The sequence below is a fragment of the Providencia xihuensis genome, from assembly GCF_041953405.1.
In the GTDB taxonomy this organism is placed as follows: domain Bacteria; phylum Pseudomonadota; class Gammaproteobacteria; order Enterobacterales; family Enterobacteriaceae; genus Providencia; species Providencia vermicola.
Window position 1 is genome coordinate 396,579 of the sequence record NZ_CP169565.1, and the last position, 20,707, is coordinate 417,285.

Genomic DNA, 20,707 nt, shown 5'->3' on the forward strand with positions numbered 1-20,707 from the left:
TTTTGAAAAAAATTTGAAATAATATAATGTTGGTAAATTTATATGTAAATATTGAGTTTTATTAGATGTTGTTAATTTTTATAGGATGATGATAAATAAAAAATAGTGATAATAAATGACCTCGATATCAATTAGAGGGAATAATAAGAGGATTAATTATTTTTTATTTTAAATTTTAAAGGAATATTAAATGGATAAAGATATTATAAATAATCAGAGTGATAATGAAAAAATGAACTTGTCTACCCAACAAGGGAATTTTTCGAATAATTTTGCCGCTATTAATACTTCCCAGATTGTCACTGGAAGTGGTTCTATTGCATTGGATTTAGTCGTTATTATTGATACCAGTGGTTCAATGTCTGATGAGTCAAATGACCTGAGTCAGCAAATTGATGCGGCTATCGAAAAAGCAGCTGCGAATTGTCCTTCTCAGTTAAGAGCCACTTTTTTAGGTATCCAAGGGACATGGGATAACACAAAATTTGACCAATCAGTGAGTGACTATTTAACTGCTTTAGGCGTTAATCAAAGTAGTTTACAGGCAAGGCAGCCTTTTAAAGAAGCTGATGGTATTGACCATGCAGGTAATAAAGAAGATTTGTGTCGCGCGGTGATTGATGTCAGTAACTATTTTGATTGGCGTGATAATGCACGTAGAGCGATTTTTGTCTTGGGGGATGAAGGCTTAGAAGGCGGCGGAGGGACGTTAACGAGCGCGGCGGTATTGAAAAATAACGAGGCTATTGCCGTTGCACAAAATGCCCATGTAAAAGTATATACTTATCAAGGCACACCAAATGATGATCCATCCAATATTGACCGTTTCCCAACCTTGAGTGACCGAGACAAAGTCACGAAAGAGTATGAGCGTTTAGCAGTACAAACGGGGGGACGTGCGTATATTTATACTACTGGAATAGCGAATTTTTCGTTGGTTCTGCAAGAGATTTTATGTGATAGCTTAACGCCTCCGAGTCGCCCAGATACAGAGAAGTCTAGCTGTGCAACGGTTTGTGAACAGCTCCCTTTAATTATCGCGACAGTTAATACATTGGCTGAAATTATCAATAAAACGATAGATGCTTGTTGTCCAGGAGGATCCGAGAAGCACCATGATGTGGTTAAGGCTTGCCAATGTGATCATTGATTTTTAAGCAAAAAAAGAGGGAGTTTCTCCCTCTTTTCTATTTTGTGACTCATAGTCATACAGACTAATAGAAGATACCAATGATTGCACAGTGTGCAACAAAACCGACCATCAGCGGTACCGCCGTTCGTTTCACCACATCGAAAGGCTGTAGTTTTGCTCCACTGGATACGGCAATGATCACGCCTGCTACTGGGGACATACCACGACCCATATGGGAAGCTTGTTGCATCGGTAGGATCATCGAGATCGGGTTCACGCCCATGCTGTGTGCGATTTGCGGAATTAACTCCACAAACGCTAAGAATGGCGCATTACCTGAGCCCATGATAATTGCGGCAGCAAGTGTCACTAGGGCAAAGACGATCGCCATAGCAAATGGCGGTAAGCCGACTGATTCCGCCCCTAAAATCAGTTGGTCAATCGCACCACTGACTTTGATACCGTGAGCAAATACCCCAGCTGCAACGAGTAAGCCAACAACGTTACTAAAAGCATGTCCCATTCCGTTAAGGAACGTCTGAAAGCCATTACATACCAATTTAAAATTACGTACTCTTAGGGTTTCAATCACCATACAAATTGCCATCGCAATCAATACAATGGTCACCACATCTAAGTGAATACCTGCAAAGAATAGATTGGATGTACCGACCGCCATCACGATTGGTAGCATAGGAAGAAATGCATAGTATCCTGGAACGGATTTTTTGCTTTCAGCTTTCTCATTGGATTGAACGGCTTTACCGATTTCAGGCACAAAGCCTTGTTTACGGTCACAATGACGTTGCCAGAAAATATGTGTAATACCTACCACCAGCACAGTGGCTAATGCCGCAGGGCCTTGGTAGTAAAGGACATATTCAACGACAGACATATCAACGGCTTTTGCGCCACGAATCGCATCGATGGCGGTTGGTGTGTATGCAACACCGAGGGAGGTTGCAATAACCCCAGCCGCGGATGCAGGGGATAAACCCAAGCCAATCATTATCGGGAACATGGTTCCCATCAGTAATACAGCAAGACCAGTTGCTGACGGGATTGCCAGTTGTAGGATACTTGCCAATAAGAAAGAGAAAAACAGCAACACATATGGCGAACGCATGTTTTTCAGTGGCTTAGTGGCAACACGAACAACGGCTTCATTTGCACCGATATGGTCCATATACTGTGCAAAGCCCATCAAAGCCATGATCATCAAACCAAGATCTGCCGCACGACTACTGAAAAGGTCACGCATTACTTCAAATGGATCGAGCCAGGTTATCCCTGTTGTTGCGACGTTTTTAGGCAGGATTGGCCCCCAACCCAGTGCCATGGTGAAGATCATCAGTGCTAAACCCGCGATGAGTAACACAGGTTCTGCTTTGTAGCCCTTCAAAATAAACCGCGCAACCAAAACAACGATAATCAGAACCGTTAGAATTGGGATCATGCTTTCGCTCCTGGTTTGAAGCGTTCAGCCGTAATTTGGACCACTTGTTTCAGAACATCGCTTGCTGCGTACAGAGATTTTACTGGGAGGTATTCATAGATTGAATGGAAGTTATGAGCGCCAGTAAAAATATTCGGGCAAGGTAAGCCATTTTGCGACAATGCCGCACCATCATAACCCCCACGCATTGGAATAACTTTCGGTGTAATTCCGCAAGCTTGGTAAGCATCAACAGCAATATCAATCGGATAGCTGTTATCACCTTGCAGGCTGTTATACACATTTGAATAGCGGTCGGCTAATTTGCAAACGACGCTTTCTTTGCCCCACAGGTCTTCACAGTTTTCAGCCAGTTTTTTCAAGAAAGCCATACGTGCACGGTAGCCTTCTTCAGTAAAATCGCGAACGTCCATTTTTAACACAGTACGCGCGCTGTTTCCTGACATTTGTTTAACCCAGTAGTAGCCTTCACGCCCTTCGGTATATTCGGGTGCTTCACCCCCAGGTAACATGGCAATAAATTTTTGTGCCATCAGTAATGAGTTGATTAATTTACCTTTTGCAGACATTGGGTGGGCAGATTTACCTGTAAAGATAATTTCTGCATCCCCTGCGTTCCAGTTTTCATACACTAACTCACCAATACCACAGCAGTCGAGAGTATAGGCAAAGTCTGCACCAAACTCTTTAACATCAAACACTTTTGCACCGCGCAGGCCTTGTTCTTCATCAGGTACAAAACCAACTTTGATGGTTCCGTGTTTTACGTCAGGGTTTTGTTTGAAGTACTGCAGCATATCCATGATAGATGCGATAGCCGCTTTATCATCAGCACCTAATAAGCTGGTTCCATCGGTGACAATGATGTCATCGCCAATGTAATTGACTAGCTCAGGGAAGTCGCTCTTACGTAAGTAAATATTCAGTTCTTTGTTCATACACAAGTCTTCGCCGGTATAAGGCAATATTTGTGCTTTAGTATCATTAGTTTGTTCTGCACTTGTGTCTAAGTGCCCAAAAAATGCGACAGTTGGGACGTCGTAATCAAGGTTAGAGGGCAGTGTGGCGGTGACAATGGCAGTGTCACGCAATTTAATATCTTCAACGCCCAGAGCCTCTAGCTCCTGAACCAGTTGTTTCGCAAGTACACGTTGCCCTTCTGAGGATGGCATAATTCCTGCCGCGCCCTTTTCCCTATCAGTGGTGGTGTTAATTTTGGTGTAAGAAATAAACCGCTCAACAATATTCATTCTTTTAATTCCCCAGCATCTTATAGAATGCGTTTTACATTAGTTATATCTGTGACTGTAATTTCATTTCACAGTATTATTCTTGTATCACAACTAAAGATATTTTGAATATCAGACCTGTTGAATTTTTCTAAGAAATGCTAGTGAGAATATAAAATTGATAATTAATAGTGGCATTATTCGTATAATGAATTAAAATGAGCGACTTTATTCCTACCTTATTTTTCCTAACTTTGCATTGTTAAATTATTGATATTGATACGTGATAATATTCTTTCATAATGTATATTTTATTTAACACCTAGTATTAAACTCGCTCTATCTTAAATTTAATTAATATATATTTTTGTTAGGTAATTAAAAGATAATTTATTCTAAAAATAAAAACAATTTTAATTTAACAACATTAATAGAAAAGTAGATGGAATGAATGCTTAAAATCATATTTTGACATTTTATTTCTTTATCTTTCATTTAGATAATTGAATAAATTTTATAATGCCCCTTATATTGGTTGATTTTTATAGGGTAGTGATAAAAATTTTTCTTTGTATTGTTTCACATTGCCTCTATCTACCCCTTATTTGAAAGTAAATGAAAACTTGCTGTCGACTGTTTAACTACCACTTGCTATGTAATTTCAAAGCAAAATTCCACTTTTGTGCTCAGTATCTCTGAATTATTAATTTTTATTAAAAATCAGTTGATTATGGTTATTTTCTCCTAAGTTGTTATCATCTTTTTACAGCGAGGTAATCGACTTATTTTCGATGAATTGCTTACTTTTTGTGATCTCTACTTGAATTTTGGTATTTTCGATCACTTACTTTTTGATCTTATGTAAAAGTATAAATAATATGTATTAACCAAAAACGAAAGAAAACGTAAACAAAAAGAGGATGAAGCAATGACTGTTTCGCGAAGAACCTTTATAAAAGGATTAGCAGCCAGCGGTGCAGCAATATCGGTTTCTAGTCCCATTTTAGCCAATGAAGGAAAACCTTCAAACGGTACACCTTATCGGCCTGATAATGCGCCTAATTTATTGATAGTATTTCCTGATGAAATGCGTGCCCATGCGCTACAATTTATGGGAGAAGATCCGTCAATTACGCCTAATTTAAATAAGTTTGCCAAACAGGCGAAAGTCATGACGCAAATGGCGTCAAATTACCCATTATGTTCTCCATTCCGTGGCATGTTTATGACAGGACAATATCCTGTTCGTAATGGTATCACTGGCAATGCACATGATTATGGCGGAAAGGTAGGGATTGATTTATCGCCTTATGCTAATTGTTGGTCTGATGTATTAAAATCACTAGATTACAGCACAGGTTATATTGGTAAATGGCATTTAGATGCGCCATACGCCCCTTTTATTGAAAGTTATAACAACCCGATGGAAGGGCGTTATTGGAATGAATGGGCAGCGCCAAATCGCCGCCATGGCTTTGATTTTTGGTACTCCTATGGGACATATGACCTGCATATGAAGCCAATGTATTGGGCTAACGATACGCCACGTGAAAAACCTGTTTATGTCGACCAATGGGGACCAGAACATGAAGCGGATATGGCCATAAAATTCTTACAGAATAAAAATGGGCAATATCGTGACAATACAAAGCCATTTGCGCTGGTTGTTTCAATGAACCCCCCACATTCACCGTATGACCAAGTTCCACAAAAATATCTCGATGTCTATAAAGGAAAAACATCACAAGAGTTAAATACTCGGCAGAATGTTAAATGGGATACGGAATACCAAGAAGGTTACGGCCCTCAATATTTTAAAGAATATCTGGCAATGGTAAACGGCGTCGATGAACAATTTGGTCGTATTGTTGATGAGCTTGAAAAACAAGGGCTTGCAGATAATACACTAGTCGTTTTCTTTTCGGATCATGGGAGTTGTCTTGGTGCAAATGGCCAACCGACGAAAAATAACCCATATGAAGAATCGATGCGTGTTCCGATGATGTTCCGCTTGCCAGGTAAAATTAAACCAGGACAAGATGATGCATTAATGTCAGCACCAGATATCTATCCAACGATCCTAGGCTTATTGGGGTTAGAGCAGTGGATCCCTGGCTCAGTTGAAGGCAGTAACTTAGCTGAGCGTGTCGTTACTGGTGAAGGTGAAGTCGCCAATTCTCAACTTTATTTATTTATTCCTTATGGTGAACCTTCGTTTGGTAAACGTGGCGTAAGAACGAAAACACATACATTGGTTATTGACCGCCAAGATGGACAACCATTGAAATATACGCTTTATGATAATGTAAACGACCCTTATCAAATGAAAAATGTGGCAGACGAAAATAAGCCAATTATTGATGAATTAATTAAAGATGAGCTCATACCATGGTTAGAAAAAACGGGTGATTCTTGGAGACCAACAGAATTCATTACAGCAACAACAAATAAATTAAATAAAAAAGTTTCAGCTTGTGAAGTTAAATAAATCATTTTTTGCCACCTAATAAACTAGGTGGCATTAATTTAAAAAAATGAAAATATTATTCTCTAATAAAACAGGGAATCACTATCCTCGTGCTTAAATAGTACACAGCTTTGGAATAAAGATAATGAAAAAATTAATTATTGCTAGTGCAGTATTACTTTCAATTTCATCACAATATGCTCTTGCAAATAACTATAAAACAACAATTGAGTATCGCCATCAATATTTAGATGCATCAGGAAAAAGTGGAGATAGAATTAAGGCTTTTTTGGATACAGGGAAAAATATTGGATTTGAACTAGATGCTCGTTATGGGAATAAAGATGGTGCCTATGATGCAATGAAAATTGATGGCTCCGAATTCTCAGCATTTTATTATAAAAAATTGAACCCAAATTTAGTGGGACTAGTTGGTGCTTCTCTTGATTTTGATAAATTAGGTCTAGTGTATGTTCCTTATGTTCGTTTAAATTATACATTCGATAATGGCATTCGTTTGCAAGGCCGTTATAAATGGAAAGTATGGGATTATGGCCAAGCAGGGGAGAATGGCAGTAATTATCACTCTAAGATCCAAGAGTTTGATAGTTGGATCGGCTACAAATGGGGTAATTTAGATTTACAATATCAGTTAGATTTAATGTGGGAAATGGCTGACAACGCTCAACCTCTTTATAATGATAAGAAATTCGATTATCAACACAATGTTCGTCTTCGTTATGATATCAAAGCTGATGATGGTGCTTTGTGGCGCCCATTTGTTGAAGTGGGTAATGTAAAAGAAAATAGATTTTCAAGTGACCGACAAACACGTTTCCGTGTGGGTATTCAATATACCTGGTGATATCACTTTCTATTAAATAACTATATGCCCACGAGTGATCGTGGGTTTTTTTATTGCTGGCTATGTAAATAAAAGTGGAAGAATGATACGAAAAACAGTAAGAAAAATGGCCAATAAATTGGCCAAAAATAAATTAATGAAATGACAACTTGAGCAATGGTAAATTGGGTTTTAATAAATTAAATTTTGAGTTGAATAACTTCACTTGCTGCTAATAAATAGGCTCCAGCGCCATAATCCATATTATGGTCATACTGGACATCTCGTGGGTTGAATGCTGGAAGCTGCACCCAACCTAACATCCCATTGGGATGAATACAGCTTTGCAGTGCGCCCCATGATTTTTCGAGCAAAGGCAGGTAGTGTGTTTCTTCCAGTAAACCTTGGTTTAAGCCCCACGCTAAGCCATAGCAAAATAACGCAGTGGCACTACTTTCGGGAGCTGGAAAGCTTTGGGGATCCAGCAAACTGGTACGCCAGAAACCATCTTCTTGTTGGTATTGAATGACAGTTTCTATTAGCTGAGTAAATAAATCCACATACTGCTGACGAGCAGGAAAATCATCAGGTAAAGATTGTAAGATGCGCGGGATAGAAGCTATAACCCAGCCAATACCTCGACTCCAAAATACTTTTTCACCATTTTTTTCACGCAACTCACCACCTTTGCCATCAGGAATATAGCGATAATCACGATAAATTAAGCCAGTTTCAGGATCTCGTAAATGTTCTATCGCATCCCAATAAGCAGTATGCATATAATCTAAATAACGGCTGTCACTTGTATGTGCAGATAATGCTGCAAAAGCGGGAGGAGCCATGAAAAGAGCGTCACACCACCACCAGTCCTCTCGACCTGGTTTTGGCTCAACTAACATAAGGTTGAATGCGTTAATAGTGGGCTCAAGGACTTCTGGATGATCAAATTGTGAGCTTACGGCTAAATAGGCTTGGGTACAGACATGGTCATCGGCAAATCGCGGGTTAGGTCCTGTACGAAATCCTGTATGTAATGTGTAATCCAATACACCAGCGAGATATTCGTTATCCTGTGTTGCTTGCCATGCAGCAGCAACACAAGACCACAGAACACCACGTTCCCAGTCCGTATCTTTAATAAAACGGGTTTTGCCACTACGACGAAGCACACTGCGTACTTGGTTTTTTGATTGATAACGGTAAACCCGTTTCATATCGTCTAAAACTGTATTACGTTGTAATGGTTTTGGTAATGATGATTGTTCCATTCTTTTCTCCAGATGGGTTAGCGAGCTAACCAGCCACCATCAACCGCAATGGTATAACCATTAATATAGTCACTTGCTTTGGAGGCTAAAAAGATGGCAGGTCCCGCCAAATCCTCTGGTGTTCCCCAACGGCCTGCTGGAATACGTTCTAAGATAGCTGCGTTGCGATCTGCATCAGCGCGCAGTGCCGCCGTGTTGTCTGTTGCCATGTAACCTGGGGCAATTGCATTCACATTGATATTGTATTGGGAAAGTTCAGTGGCAAGTGCTCGAGTGAGCCCCATGACAGCTGACTTACTTGCCGTGTATGATGGAACTCGAATACCACCTTGGAACGAGAGCATTGACGCAATGTTAATAATTTTCCCGCCATTACCTTGTTTCACGAATTGGCGCGCAACGCGTTGAGATAAAAAGAATAAGGTTTTTTGATTAATATTAATCACATCGTCCCAATCTTTTTCACTAAACTCTAATAAGTCTTCACGGCGAATAATACCTGCATTATTGACAAGGATATCAACATGGCCCATGGCGGATACTGCATCATCAACCAAAGTTTGTAACCCATCTTGTTCCATTAAATTCATAATAATATAGTGAAACTTACGGCCTAAAGCTTCAACTTGAGCACGTGTTTCAGGGGCATCTTGGATACCAACCCCGACAATATCCGCACCTGCTTGGGCTAAACCAATTGCCATCCCTTGACCTAAACCGGTATTACATCCAGTGACAATCGCAACTTTTCCTGTTAAATCAAATAAGTTCATCTGTGCCTCACTTACGATGTGACAGTACTGCCACATCGTTTTTTATTATGTTAAAAAGATAAAAGGGTTATTTCAGATCTTTCATCGCGACATGGTCCATATCGTGGAATACCTGGTTTTCCCCAACCATTCCCCATATAAATGTATAAGCCGCAGTTCCCACGCCTGAGTGAATAGACCAGCTTGGACTAATGACGGCTTGTTCATTACGAACAACAATGTGACGTGTTTCGGAAGGCTCACCCATATAATGGAAAACAACGTTGTCTTCTTTCATGTTGAAATACAGATACACTTCCATACGGCGCTCATGGGTATGGCATGGCATGGTATTCCATAAACTGCCAGGCTCTAGAACTGTCATACCCATTGATAATTGGCAGGTTGGTAAAATAGATGGGTGTAAGAATTTATAAATGGTTCGAACGTTACAATTTTCAACATTACCCAATTTTTCTGGTGAAGCTTGTTCGATAGTAATTTTGCGTGTTGGATAGGTATGGTGTGCAGGAGCACTGTTGATGTAAAAACGTGCAGGGGTAATGGCATCGTTACTGATAAACTCGACAGATTTAGCACCCATACCAATATAAATAGCTTCTTTTGGTGCGATATCATAAGTTTCGCCATCAACGATAACTTGACCTGCCCCCCCAATATTAATTGCACCCAGTTCACGACGCTCAAGAAAGAACTCAACGCCTAATGCTTTTCCTGCCATAAGAGCGAGTGGCTTTTGTGTTGGAACAATGCCGCCCACAATAATGCGATCGATATGGCTATAAGTGAGATTCATTTCCCCTTCACGGAACAAGTTCTCGATCAGGAACTGTTTGCGTAAGCCTTCAGTATCAAGTGTTTTTGCATGCTCACTGTGAATTGGTTGACGAATTTCCATTATAAATACCTCATGATTTACTGATAGGTAACCAACCTTAATGGTCGGTATCCCCGAATACAGAGTGAACGTGTTCACCTCTGATGAATGTGTCTGTTAGATAAAAATTATTATCAACAACGGCAAAATTAGCTTGAGCCCCAACTCGGATGTAGCCAAATTGGTCATCAATTCCAAGGTATTGAGCGGGGACCGATGTGGCCATTTGTACAGCTTCCCACTCAGGAACATGAGCGAGTTGCACCATATTGCGCAGTGCGTTATCAAGGCTGCACGTACTACCAGCAAGAGAACCATCTGCAGTGCGAGCTTGCCCTTGGGTGACTTTCACCGTCTGTGCCCCTAGGGCATAATCACCATCTGGTAGCCCTCCAGCTCGCATGCAATCCGTGATTAACGCTAGCTGTTGGTAACCTTTCATTCGATAAGCCAACTGCATCATGACAGGGTGAACATGAATGCCATCGGCAATCAGTTCCGCAAGGACATCGTGGTACAACACTGCGCCACAACAACCAGGCTCTCTATGATGTAAACCCGTCATGCCGTTATAAAGATGCACGCCACAATCTGCACCATGTGAAAATGCGAGGCGGGTTTGTATAAAATCGGCAGCAGTATGTGCAACACTGGTTTTAATACCGTGTTGTACTAACCAATCAATAACCTCAATAGCGCCTTCTGCTTCAGGTGCAACAGCTACACGCAAAAGGGTGTGGTTAGCACATTGCACAAGGTCTTCCAACTCATGAATGCTCGGCGCCTTTAAGTACTTAACAGGATGTGATCCTCGATGACGTTCAGTGAAGTAAGGGCCTTCTAAAAAACTGCCGACTAATTGGGCGCCTGATGTTTGCGGCTTGGTGATAAATTCACACACTTGGATTAGTGCGCGTTTGATATCATCCATGGGGGCGGTGACGGTCGTTCCCACCCAAGCCACAACACCTGTTTTGACTAATGCATCAGCAATGGTTTGCAACCCTTGTTGGCTTGCATCCATGACGTCTGCACCAGCACGGCCATGAATATGGATATCAACAAATCCTGGTAGTAAGGAGCGGCCTTCAAGACGAATGACTGGGCAGTGTTCGGGGGCGGTATCCGTAATTTCCTGTATAATACCGTTACACACTCGAACATATTGCTGATAGCGAATTCCCTCTGGAGTAAAGGTGCGATCCGCTAAAATGGCATATTGCTGTTTCATAGGCCATCTTCTTCAAATTCAGGTGCTGATATCATAGTCAGTTGCTGACGTAGGTCTTGAATACTGCTAGTGCCAATATCGTGTAAGATAGAAATAAGTTCTTTTGTATCAACGCCTTCACGCTCTAATGCCGCATTGACGATCATCGGCAGATTAACGCCAGCTAAAACTTCAACGGATTTATCTTCCATCATAATTGCCATAGCGCGATTACAAGGGGTTCCACCAGGAAGGTCGGTGAGAAAAAGCACATGTTCACAATTCATGGTGTCCATTGCTGCTCGCATTTGTTGTTCCAATTCGTTGGGAGAAAGGGCCTCAACAAAATCAATAAACACCATATTTTCCTGTTCACCTGCGATGGCTTTAACTGCGGAAGCCATGCCACTTGCAAAATTAATGTGTCCAGAAACAATCAAACCAATCATTTACAACTCCTTGCTGGTGGGTAACTTAGTTACCCACCTAAAAACAATTTAATACGATTCTGTTACATCACACCAAGTACATGGCCAATAACACCGAAGGCTAAGACAGAGAAGATAAGTACTGGTGGTTTTGCCCAGAAACCAGTCCCTTTCACCATTTTGAACATCAAAAAGACAAGGCACAGAGGGAGCAAGTTAGGCATGATTTTGTCGAACAAGGCGGTTTGTAGTTCGACCACCTTGCCACCCACCTCGACTGCGGCGGTGGTTTGTACCTTTATGAAAGTGGCGGAAAGTGCTCCAATCACAAAAATACCCATGATGTTAGCGGCTTTAGCCAGTTTTTCTGTTGCGTCGCTCATGTTAACCATCGCTGCAGTACCTGCGCGATAGCCCATGAACATCAAGCCGAAATAGACAAAAAAGTGAACAATTTGATACAAAAAGAAGAAAACGAATGGGCCAGCAATTGAGCCTTCCATTGCGATAGATGCACCTAACGCTAAAGTCAGTGGCATCAATGTCATATGGTCGATAGCATCGCCAATTCCACCTGTTGGGCCCATACCCGCTACTTTCATGACGTTAACAGTAGAAGGCTTCTCTTTGTTTTCTTCCATGGCAACAGCAGTACCAAGTAAGAAAGTAAATAATTTTGGACTCGCATTAAAAAACTGTAAGTGGTTTTTCAGTGCGGTTGCATAATCACGTTTGTTATTACCATGAATTTTGCGTAGTGCTGGGATGATGGAGAATGCAAATCCTCCCCCCTGCATACGTTCAAAGTTAAAGTTACCCTCCATAAATAGCCCGCGAAAAGCACAACGCCATAGATCGCCTTTCGTGATGACTTTGCGGACAGTGGTATCTTGATACTCATCAATGCCATCAACGTAGGATTCCGCTGGTAAGTTTTTGGTTTCTACTGCAGTTTTGTTATCAGATACCATCTTCAAAATCCTCATTTTGTTGTGAGTTATTCTTGTTGTTGTTACCGCTGAAGAAGTAATACAGTGCCGCTGCAGATGCACCGAGTATTGCTACGGCCATAATTGGTAGTTTGAGATAAGTGGTCATAACGAAACCAACAAAGAACACGCCAGCCACTTCTTTTGACCACATGATTTTTAACAGCATAGCGAAACCAATTGCTGGAACCATTTTCGCCCCAATACCTAAGCCTTCGAGGAGCACTTTTGGCGTGTTTTCATCAATCCACTGTGCTGCGTGTTCACCAAAGTAAACTGTTACAAAGGCGACGATCGCATAGAGTAAAGAACGAACGGTAATTGTGGCGATTAATAATCGGGAGATCCCAGCTGCATCCGCTTTTTCCGCGTAGCGATCAGCTTTCCCCATGGTGAATGCGGTGATAGCGAAAAACCCGATAATGATCATTTGCATGAGAACGGCAATTGGCATTCCGATCCCCATAGCTACCGCTGGTGACTGGTTAGTCATGATGGCAAATGCAACAGCAGCGATAGTTCCTAAAGTGACATCAGGTGGCTGAGCCCCAGCATTTGGAACAAGCCCAAGCCAAGCTAATTCTAATGTTGCACCTGCAATTAAACCGACTTGCATATCACCCATAATCAGGCCAACTACAGGCCCTGTGATCAGCGGGCGGTGGATATTGAGTGCAACGTCATACTTATCTATACCGCAAAAGAAGGCCCATAAAGCCACAAGAGAAGCTTCATAAATCATAATAGTTTTCCTTAAACGCCTTAGTGTTAAGTTGTTATTTCACTCTGCCTATGCTGATGCGAGAGTCAGAACATTAACGGGGGTTTGATCGGGAGTATTTTGAATCGTGCAAGCTACTCCTTTGTTAACAAGCCGACGAAATGCATCTAAGTCGCTTTCATCCACTGACACCGTTTTGGCAATTTGGCGCTTTCCTTCATGGAAATGCATATTGCCGACGTTGCAGTGAGTGATAGGAACGCCGCCTTCGACAAGACGAGCAACATCTGTTGGGTTATTGCAAAGAATAAAGATTTTTTGACGAGGAGATGCTTTGTGAATGACATCAATGGTTTTTTCAATAGAGAAAAACCGGACGGCATATTCTCCACCCGCGGAGGCTTTCATTCCTGCTTGCATAAAAGCGGCGTTAGGGCCATCCGCAGCATCGTCATTAGCAACAAGAATTAAATTTGCTTCAGTGTGTTTACCCCAAGTGATTCGAATTTGCCCATGTAATAAACGCTCATCGATTCGGGTCCAGACAATATTTGGTGCGTGCATATAATTGCTCTCTTATTATTAGCTATATTTATCATTAAGAAGGTATGACGCCATCTTCTTGATATGAGAACGGGTAAATAGTGACACCTTGAACAACTCGATTAATTTCTCCAGTTGGAGATGGGTTATCAGGTGTATTCCCCAGTGCAATGGAACTATGGAATGCAAAGGCCTGTGCTAACATTAAATAAGGAAAAAACAGGGCTGAGTCTGAGCATTTCTCCATTTTTTTAATATAAACAAAACTTTCTTCTATTTGTGTGTCATCAGAAGAGGAGGTGACCGCGATCACTTTTGCTGAAGCATTATCGTGAATTACCTCTCTTAATAAGTCAGTTTCATACTGTCTGGTGTATTTATCGTTTGACAGAAACAGCACGACCAACGTTTCTTTATTGACGATAGATTTCGGTCCATGGCGAAAGCCTAAAGGAGTATCGAAGTTAGCAACGACCTTACCAGCCGTTAATTCCAACATTTTTAAGGCGGCTTCTTGTGCTAATCCTTGTAGGCCACCACTACCTAAATAAATGACTCGTTTAAATTTACCTGCATAATCTTCCCGGATACGACGGTTAAATTGGGTATAACTGTCGTGATAATCTTGGAAATAAGGTTTAATTTCGTTTAAATAGAAGGATTCGGTTAAGAAGATACACAGTGCAGCCATCATCATGGATGAAAAGCTTGACGTCATTGCTAATGAACGGTCATTTGACTCTTCAGGCATTAAAATGGCTAATGCATGGGTATTATTTTGGCAATAACGATATAGCTGTCCTTGTTCGTTACAGGTTAAAACTAAGTGATAACATTGAGTTAAGCATTTTTCTGCCACATCGAGGGCGGCAACACTTTCGGGGCTATTGCCCGAGCGAGCAAAAGAAATGAGTAACGTTGGTACGTCTTCCGCTAAATATTCTTTTGGGTCGGCAACTAAATCCGTGGTGGCAATGGCATCTACGCGACGTTTTAAATGGCCTGTTAGAACAGGGGCAAGAGCGCGCCCTGCAAAGGCTGATGTTCCAGCACCTGTCATGATAATCCGTGCGTTTGATGCCTGAAGTACTTTAGCTAAAAATGCATCAATTTCAGCGCGTTGCTTTTGTATTAGCTGGTTTGTTTTTTCCCAACACTCAGGTTGTTGTTCAATTTCTTTTGCTGTCCAGAATGCGTTTAGCTTTTCGAGTTCAGGTGTTTGATAGCTTAAATATTCCATGTCAAACCTCAGTGACTAAATTTACATGCATCGGCATATACCGAAAGTACGTCGCGAATTTTTGCAAAAATAAAGGACTTCGCTGAGCCGTCGATCATGCCTTCTCTCAATTGTTGGAATTGATGCGGCATGTATTGGCTTAAAAGTGGTAACGGGATCGGTTTTGAAGATAAGTTAGCCATCAGTGTTTCTATGGCTTGGTTAATTTCTTTATCAGGCCAGTAATAACGAATTCGGTCACTAAAGCTATAAACGCGTGCAAACGCTTGCTGCTGGGCATCACCATGGTAGTACTTTTGCCAAAATTCTGGCTCACGGCACATCAGCTGTTCCATTTTCTCTTTTAAGTGGGAACACTGTTCCGTCGGGAACATTTCATCCTCAATTTCACATAGAGAATAGAGTGCTTCTCGCATAGCAAATGTTAAAGCAGGGCCAACTTTTAAAATGGCAAAGTGGTCTTGAACGAGCTGCTTATAGGCATCTGGTGTTTGGTAATCGGTTGAGTGTGCTTCAAAAACGAGGTGAGGATAGTCATTAACAACTTTACTCAAGGCTTGTGCTTTTTGGGGTTGGTAATCAATAACATGAATATGGTCAAACTCCACGCCAGGTTGAACGACTAGGCCAATAACACGTGTCCAGCAATCACTGATACCTGCTTTTTCGAATGCTTTCGCATGGCAGTCTAATGTTTTCTTCGCGGCTTGTGGGGCTGTCACTTCAACGCCTTCAAGATCTTCAGTTGCTCCACCAGGTACAGGAACTTCTGTACCAATAACATACACGATATCGCTGTAACCGAATTTTTCTTTGGCGGTCTTTTCTGCAATAACGGCGAGTCGAGCGGCACGTTGTGCAACAATTTCATCCGTGAGTGGAACGGGATCATCTGCACAGGACATACTGCAATCAAGGTGGATTTTCTTGAACCCTGCGGCAACGTAATGCTCAATTAAGACATCCGCATTATTCATGGCATCAGCGGCATTAAGCCCTTGCCAACGATTAGGACCTAAATGGTCACCACCAAGAATTAACTTATTCAGAGGGAAATTGATTTTTTCTGCTTTTTCAACTACATAATTGAAAAAATCAGCCGGAGTCATACCCGTATAGCCACCAAATTGGTCAACTTGATTCGATGTGGCTTCAATTAAAAGAAAGGAATCATTATCCAGCGCTTGGTGCAATGATGCTTCAATCACAAATGGGTGGGCTGAGCAAACAGAATAAATACCATTCTGTTTACCAAGTTTATTTTGCTGAACAATCTTTTCTAAAGGATGCATTAATACTAACTCCACAATCAACACGGTTGTATTGTTAATGGAGTTAGCGAATTATTGCTCTTTATCGACGATGACTACTTCAATTTTATGGTTTTTCAACTCTTGGACATATTCTTCAGGAATCCCAGAGTCTGTCACCAAAACATCAATATCAGCGAATTCACGGATCATATGACAACTGCGCTTACCAAATTTCGTAGAATCAGCAACCGCAATAACTGTTTCCGAGATTTCACACATTAACCGGTTAAGGCTAGCTTCCTGTTCATTGTGTGTTGTGATACCAACGCGTAAATCGAATCCATCAACCCCAAGAAAAACCTTGTCAAAACGATAATTTCTGAGGCTATTTTCTGCTTGTGAGCCAGAAAACGATAAAGCATTTTTGCGCAATGCGCCGCCAGTCATTAGTACATCAACGCCTGCGGCTGTTGCTAACTCCATTGCGACATCTAAACCGTTAGTCATGACAACGACGTTATCCCGCGACTTTAAGTGTGTCGCAATTTCCCGTGTCGTTGTCCCCGAGTCTAAAATGATCGTGTCGCCATCATTAATGAGCGCGGCGGCGGCTTCCCCTATTAATGTTTTTGTGCCCGCATTCTGCCCACGCTTTTCGTGGATGCTTAGTTCAGCAATAAACCCAGTATTCGGAATTGCTGCCCCATGGGAGCGGACCACATAACCATTCTTTTCAAGAAAGCTTAAATCGCTACGGATGGTGACACTTGAAACTTTAAATATTTCGGCTAAATCTTCGACTCGTGCTTTACCTTGTTGGTTAATCATGTCGAGGATTTCCATACGCCGTTCAACTGCCGCTTTCACTTTCGTCTCCTTACGAAACCAAATGATTTGCTTTCATTTGATTTCGAATTAAGTTTACTACGCTAAAAAATACCGACAACGAAAAAAAACAAAACTTTTGATCTCTTTCACAAAGTTTCGATTTGCGTGTTGTTTGCTTACGGATATTTTCAAATTTTAAATATCATATCTTCGAATAAGAAAGTATCCAATCAATAAAGTATCAATAATTGTACTTTTACTGAGCAAACTCGGTGTTTTGCATAAATATTAGCAATATTTGCAAAAAATTCGCGGAATATAAGCTCAAAAATCGGCATAAAGTGTGAAGGTGATATTTAAATTTCGAAAGGAAGAGAAGTTTCTTTAAATCAAAAACAAAAGTCAGCGGTTTACTGTATGTTATTTATACTCTCTTCAATTGTTCTAACTCAAACTACTTTCTTTCAAATCCTTTCATTTTGCTATTTTGTGATTTCAATCTCTTTTGATTTTTCGTGTTTTGGGTAATGCTATAAAAATAACCTGACTGTTTCGGATTAATTTAAATGCCTGCAAACCAACCCACTTACTTTCATATGATGGCGAAACCCACGAGTTATCGCTGCAATATTAAATGCGAATACTGTTTTTATCTGGAAAAAGAAAATGTGTTTCACGAGCAACCTGCGCAAGACCAACATGACGTTATGCCTGATAACGTGCTACGTCGTTATATCAAAGACTATATCCAGTCCCATGCAGGTGAGCAGGTCGATTTTTCATGGCAAGGTGGTGAGCCAACACTTGCAGGGCTCGAATTCTTTGAGCGAGTTGTAAAATATCAAAAGCAATATGCCCAAGGAAAAACCATCACAAACAGTGTGCAAACTAATGCGATAGCGATTAATCGGCAATGGGCGCAGTTTTTTGCAGATCATCATTTTTTAATCGGTGTATCTATTGATGGTTTAGAAGCAGTTCATGATAAATATCGAATTTCCGTTAATGGCAACCCAACTTTTGAGCGTGTTAAAAAAGCAATTCAGCTTTTGATCGAATATGGTGTTGAATTTAATACCTTAACCGTTGTTAATGACCAAAATTGGCGGAAAGGGAAAGAAACGTACCGTGCTTTGAAAGCATTGGGTTCCACGTTTTTTCAGTTTATCCCTATTGTTGAGGTGGATAGGCGCTTTCCTCATATCCAAGGTGGCCATTATGCACCTGGGCCAAATGCCGTAATGGCACCTTTTTCAGTGCCCGCTGAAGGTTATGGGCAGTTTATGGCTGATGTTTTTGATGAATGGATCCATCAAGGAGATATTGGCAAAGTTTATATTCGTCTATTTGATAGCTTATTAGGGACTTGGATGGGCTATCCAGCATCAACCTGTGTGCAATCTAAAACGTGTGGGCAAGCGCTGATTATTGAATCTAATGGGGATGTCTATTCCTGTGACCACTATGTGTACCCCGCAAATCGATTAGGTAACGTACAACAACACTCCCTTTCTCGTATTGTCTCCTCTAAGCAGCAAGTCCGTTTTGGGCAAAATAAATATGACAAGCTAACTAATCTTTGCCAGCGCTGTGAGGTTCAAAGCCTTTGTTATGGTGGTTGCCCTAAGCACCGGATCACGGCGATAGAAGGTGAAAAATATCGCCATAATTATTTATGTCATTCATATAAAAAGATTTTTCATCATACCGCTTTAGGTATGCAGTTAATGCGCCAAGCGATATCACGTGGCGCTTTAGCCAGTGATGCACTGGGTGCAATACAGCATGCTTACAAGCAATAATCATATTATCTGGAGATATTTTTGTGAGATTACCTTCTATGAAGAGAAGCCTGCTAGCTGGATTGATAGCAGCGAGTAGCCTAGTGCCTCCCATTGCGGCGAATGCGGGCGGGACACCAGAAAAGCCGAATGTTTTATTGATTATCATGGATGACTTAGGAACAGGGCAGCTCGATTTTGTGCTTGATAGTCTTGATGTCAAAGAACTTGCACAGCGCCCGTCACCACAGCGTTATCAGGGTGATATTAATCAGATGGTGGAAGCAGCAAGAGTGGCAATGCCAAATGTTGCGGATATGGCTGCTGGTGGAATTAAGATGACCAATGCATTTGTTGCTCATCCTGTTTGTGGCCCATCACGAGCGGGTATTTTTACTGGGCGTTCTCCTGCGAGCTTTGGCACTTACAGTAATGATGATGCGATGTTAGGTATTCCACAAGACATCAAACTATTACCGGCACTATTCCAAGAAAATGGTTATGCCACAGCTAGTATCGGGAAATGGCATAATGCGAAGGTCTTGAAAAAACCTAAAATTGCATCAGAAAAGCAAACTCGTGATTATCACGATAATATGATTTCGACACCAGAGCCTGGTTTTTCACCTCATGAAAGAGGTTTCGATTATGCGTATAGTTTCTATGCATCGGGAGCGGCACTTTGGAACTCTCCGGCAATGTGGCGAAATGGTGAAAATGTGCCAGCGTCTGGCTATACCACGCATTTACTAACGGATGAAACTATTAATTTCATTGATGGGCACAAAGATAAACCTTTCTTTATCAATCTTTCATACAGCGTACCACACATCCCATTAGAAGAAGCCTCGCCAGCGAAATACATGGATAAATTCAACACGGGTAATGTTGAAGCCGACAAATATTTTGCTGCATTAAATGCGGCTGATGAGGGAATTGGCAAAATTATCAACACGCTAAAGGAAAATGGTGAATTAAATAATACGCTAATTTTCTTTATTTCTGACAATGGCGCAGTGCATGAGTCGCCAATGCCAATGAATGCGATGGATAAAGGCTTTAAAGGACAAATGTTTAATGGTGGTGTACGTGTTCCATTTGTCGCTTATTGGCCAGGGCATATTCCAGCGGGTAAACAGAGTGATGCGATGGTCTCTGCGATTGATATCTTACCAACTGCATTACAAAACGCAGGGATTTCCATACCTGATAGCATGAAGGTTGAAGGCAAAAATATTATGCCACTCTTAATGGGTAAAGCAGAAAAGTCACCACATGACTACCTGTATTGGACAGGGCCAGGGACGAAACATTACAGCGAAGAAAACCAAGATTTTTGGCATGGCTACCATGAATGGATCACTTATCAACGCAAAGAAATTCCAAACAACCCAAATTTAGAAAAACTATCGAAAGGTTCATGGGCGATCCGTGATGGGGAATGGGCACTTTATTTTTATGATGATGGTTCTAACCAGCTTCAATTATTCAATGATAAACAAAACCCAGCCGAATCGAATGATTTAGCGGCGCAATATCCAGAAAAAGTAAAAGAGTTAAAATCTGCTTATTATCAATGGGTTAAAGATAAGCCTAAACCCGTTGTATGGGGGCAAGATCGTTACCAAGTTCTGATTGAATCAGCAAAATAAACACAAGATTTTATTT

At 41.1% G+C, this 20,707-nt stretch carries 18 protein-coding genes; 5 read left to right on the forward strand and 13 right to left on the reverse strand.

Features of this window, described 5'->3' with window-relative positions; genetic code table 11:
• Positions 1 to 232: 232 nt before the first annotated feature.
• Positions 233 to 1,150, forward strand: coding sequence for a VWA domain-containing protein (locus ACE2AL_RS01750; RefSeq protein WP_272574384.1), 918 nt, complete (start codon positions 233 to 235; stop codon positions 1,148 to 1,150).
• A gap of 64 nt (positions 1,151 to 1,214) precedes the next feature.
• On the opposite strand, the gene dcuC is transcribed toward ACE2AL_RS01750, so the two are convergent.
• Positions 1,215 to 2,588: a C4-dicarboxylate transporter DcuC gene (gene dcuC, locus ACE2AL_RS01755; protein ID WP_206086824.1), complete on the reverse strand. Its 1,374-nt coding sequence runs from the start codon at positions 2,586 to 2,588 to the stop codon at positions 1,215 to 1,217.
• Positions 2,585 to 3,838, reverse strand: a complete 1,254-nt coding sequence (pepT, locus tag ACE2AL_RS01760; RefSeq protein WP_272682097.1) for a peptidase T — start codon at positions 3,836 to 3,838, stop codon at positions 2,585 to 2,587. The genes dcuC and pepT overlap by 4 nt, the downstream gene beginning before the upstream one ends.
• Positions 3,839 to 4,745: 907 nt before the next feature.
• Between pepT and ACE2AL_RS01765 the strand changes: the two genes are divergently transcribed.
• Both ACE2AL_RS01765 and ACE2AL_RS01770 read left to right on the forward strand, forming a co-directional pair.
• Positions 4,746 to 6,305, forward strand: coding sequence for a sulfatase-like hydrolase/transferase (locus ACE2AL_RS01765; RefSeq protein WP_206086822.1), 1,560 nt, complete (start codon positions 4,746 to 4,748; stop codon positions 6,303 to 6,305).
• Positions 6,306 to 6,429: 124 nt separating this feature from the next.
• The gene (locus tag ACE2AL_RS01770; protein ID WP_206086821.1) at positions 6,430 to 7,149 is read left to right on the forward strand and encodes an oligogalacturonate-specific porin KdgM family protein; all 720 of its coding nucleotides are present in this window, start codon (positions 6,430 to 6,432) and stop codon (positions 7,147 to 7,149) included.
• Between the two features lie 179 nt (positions 7,150 to 7,328).
• Here the strand turns inward: ACE2AL_RS01770 and ACE2AL_RS01775 are convergent, their stop codons facing one another.
• The 11 genes from ACE2AL_RS01775 to agaR all read right to left on the reverse strand — a co-directional run bounded on the left by ACE2AL_RS01775 (position 7,329) and on the right by agaR (position 17,297).
• Complete coding sequence (locus ACE2AL_RS01775) at positions 7,329 to 8,396, reverse strand: glycoside hydrolase family 105 protein (protein ID WP_272574377.1); 1,068 nt, start codon at positions 8,394 to 8,396, stop codon at positions 7,329 to 7,331.
• 17 nt (positions 8,397 to 8,413) lie between these two features.
• The gene (gene kduD, locus ACE2AL_RS01780) at positions 8,414 to 9,169 is read right to left on the reverse strand and encodes a 2-dehydro-3-deoxy-D-gluconate 5-dehydrogenase KduD (protein WP_206086819.1); all 756 of its coding nucleotides are present in this window, start codon (positions 9,167 to 9,169) and stop codon (positions 8,414 to 8,416) included.
• Between the two features lie 67 nt (positions 9,170 to 9,236).
• Complete coding sequence (gene kduI / locus ACE2AL_RS01785; RefSeq protein ID WP_206086818.1) at positions 9,237 to 10,067, reverse strand: 5-dehydro-4-deoxy-D-glucuronate isomerase; 831 nt, start codon at positions 10,065 to 10,067, stop codon at positions 9,237 to 9,239.
• Positions 10,068 to 10,104: 37 nt separating this feature from the next.
• Positions 10,105 to 11,277, reverse strand: a complete 1,173-nt coding sequence (gene nagA, locus ACE2AL_RS01790) for an N-acetylglucosamine-6-phosphate deacetylase (protein WP_206086817.1) — start codon at positions 11,275 to 11,277, stop codon at positions 10,105 to 10,107.
• Positions 11,274 to 11,705 carry a PTS galactosamine/N-acetylgalactosamine transporter subunit IIA gene (gene agaF, locus ACE2AL_RS01795; RefSeq protein ID WP_349422823.1) on the reverse strand — a complete coding sequence of 144 codons (432 nt, stop codon included), beginning with the start codon at positions 11,703 to 11,705 and terminating at the stop codon, positions 11,274 to 11,276. Before agaF ends, nagA begins: the two co-directional genes overlap by 4 nt.
• A gap of 62 nt (positions 11,706 to 11,767) precedes the next feature.
• Positions 11,768 to 12,655, reverse strand: a complete 888-nt coding sequence (locus ACE2AL_RS01800; protein ID WP_206086815.1) for a PTS system mannose/fructose/sorbose family transporter subunit IID — start codon at positions 12,653 to 12,655, stop codon at positions 11,768 to 11,770.
• Entirely contained in the window at positions 12,645 to 13,415 is a 771-nt protein-coding gene (gene agaW / locus ACE2AL_RS01805; protein ID WP_094962833.1) for a PTS N-acetylgalactosamine transporter subunit IIC, read from the reverse strand. The genes ACE2AL_RS01800 and agaW overlap by 11 nt, the downstream gene beginning before the upstream one ends.
• 48 nt (positions 13,416 to 13,463) lie before the next feature.
• Positions 13,464 to 13,958, reverse strand: coding sequence for a PTS N-acetylgalactosamine transporter subunit IIB (gene agaV / locus ACE2AL_RS01810; RefSeq protein ID WP_206086814.1), 495 nt, complete (start codon positions 13,956 to 13,958; stop codon positions 13,464 to 13,466).
• A gap of 34 nt (positions 13,959 to 13,992) precedes the next feature.
• Entirely contained in the window at positions 13,993 to 15,177 is a 1,185-nt protein-coding gene (locus ACE2AL_RS01815; RefSeq protein ID WP_206086813.1) for an SIS domain-containing protein, read from the reverse strand.
• Positions 15,178 to 15,185: 8 nt separating this feature from the next.
• Complete coding sequence (gene kbaZ, locus ACE2AL_RS01820) at positions 15,186 to 16,469, reverse strand: tagatose-bisphosphate aldolase subunit KbaZ (RefSeq protein ID WP_206086812.1); 1,284 nt, start codon at positions 16,467 to 16,469, stop codon at positions 15,186 to 15,188.
• 51 nt (positions 16,470 to 16,520) lie between these two features.
• Complete coding sequence (gene agaR / locus ACE2AL_RS01825) at positions 16,521 to 17,297, reverse strand: transcriptional repressor AgaR (protein WP_206086811.1); 777 nt, start codon at positions 17,295 to 17,297, stop codon at positions 16,521 to 16,523.
• A 527-nt stretch (positions 17,298 to 17,824) separates the two neighbouring features.
• Between agaR and ACE2AL_RS01830 the strand changes: the two genes are divergently transcribed.
• Together ACE2AL_RS01830 and ACE2AL_RS01835 are read left to right on the forward strand one after the other, a co-directional pair.
• The gene (locus ACE2AL_RS01830; protein WP_206086810.1) at positions 17,825 to 19,060 is read left to right on the forward strand and encodes an anaerobic sulfatase maturase; all 1,236 of its coding nucleotides are present in this window, start codon (positions 17,825 to 17,827) and stop codon (positions 19,058 to 19,060) included.
• A 23-nt stretch (positions 19,061 to 19,083) separates the two neighbouring features.
• Positions 19,084 to 20,691 carry a sulfatase gene (locus ACE2AL_RS01835; RefSeq protein ID WP_375083900.1) on the forward strand — a complete coding sequence of 536 codons (1,608 nt, stop codon included), beginning with the start codon at positions 19,084 to 19,086 and terminating at the stop codon, positions 20,689 to 20,691.
• Positions 20,692 to 20,707 lie beyond the last annotated feature (16 nt).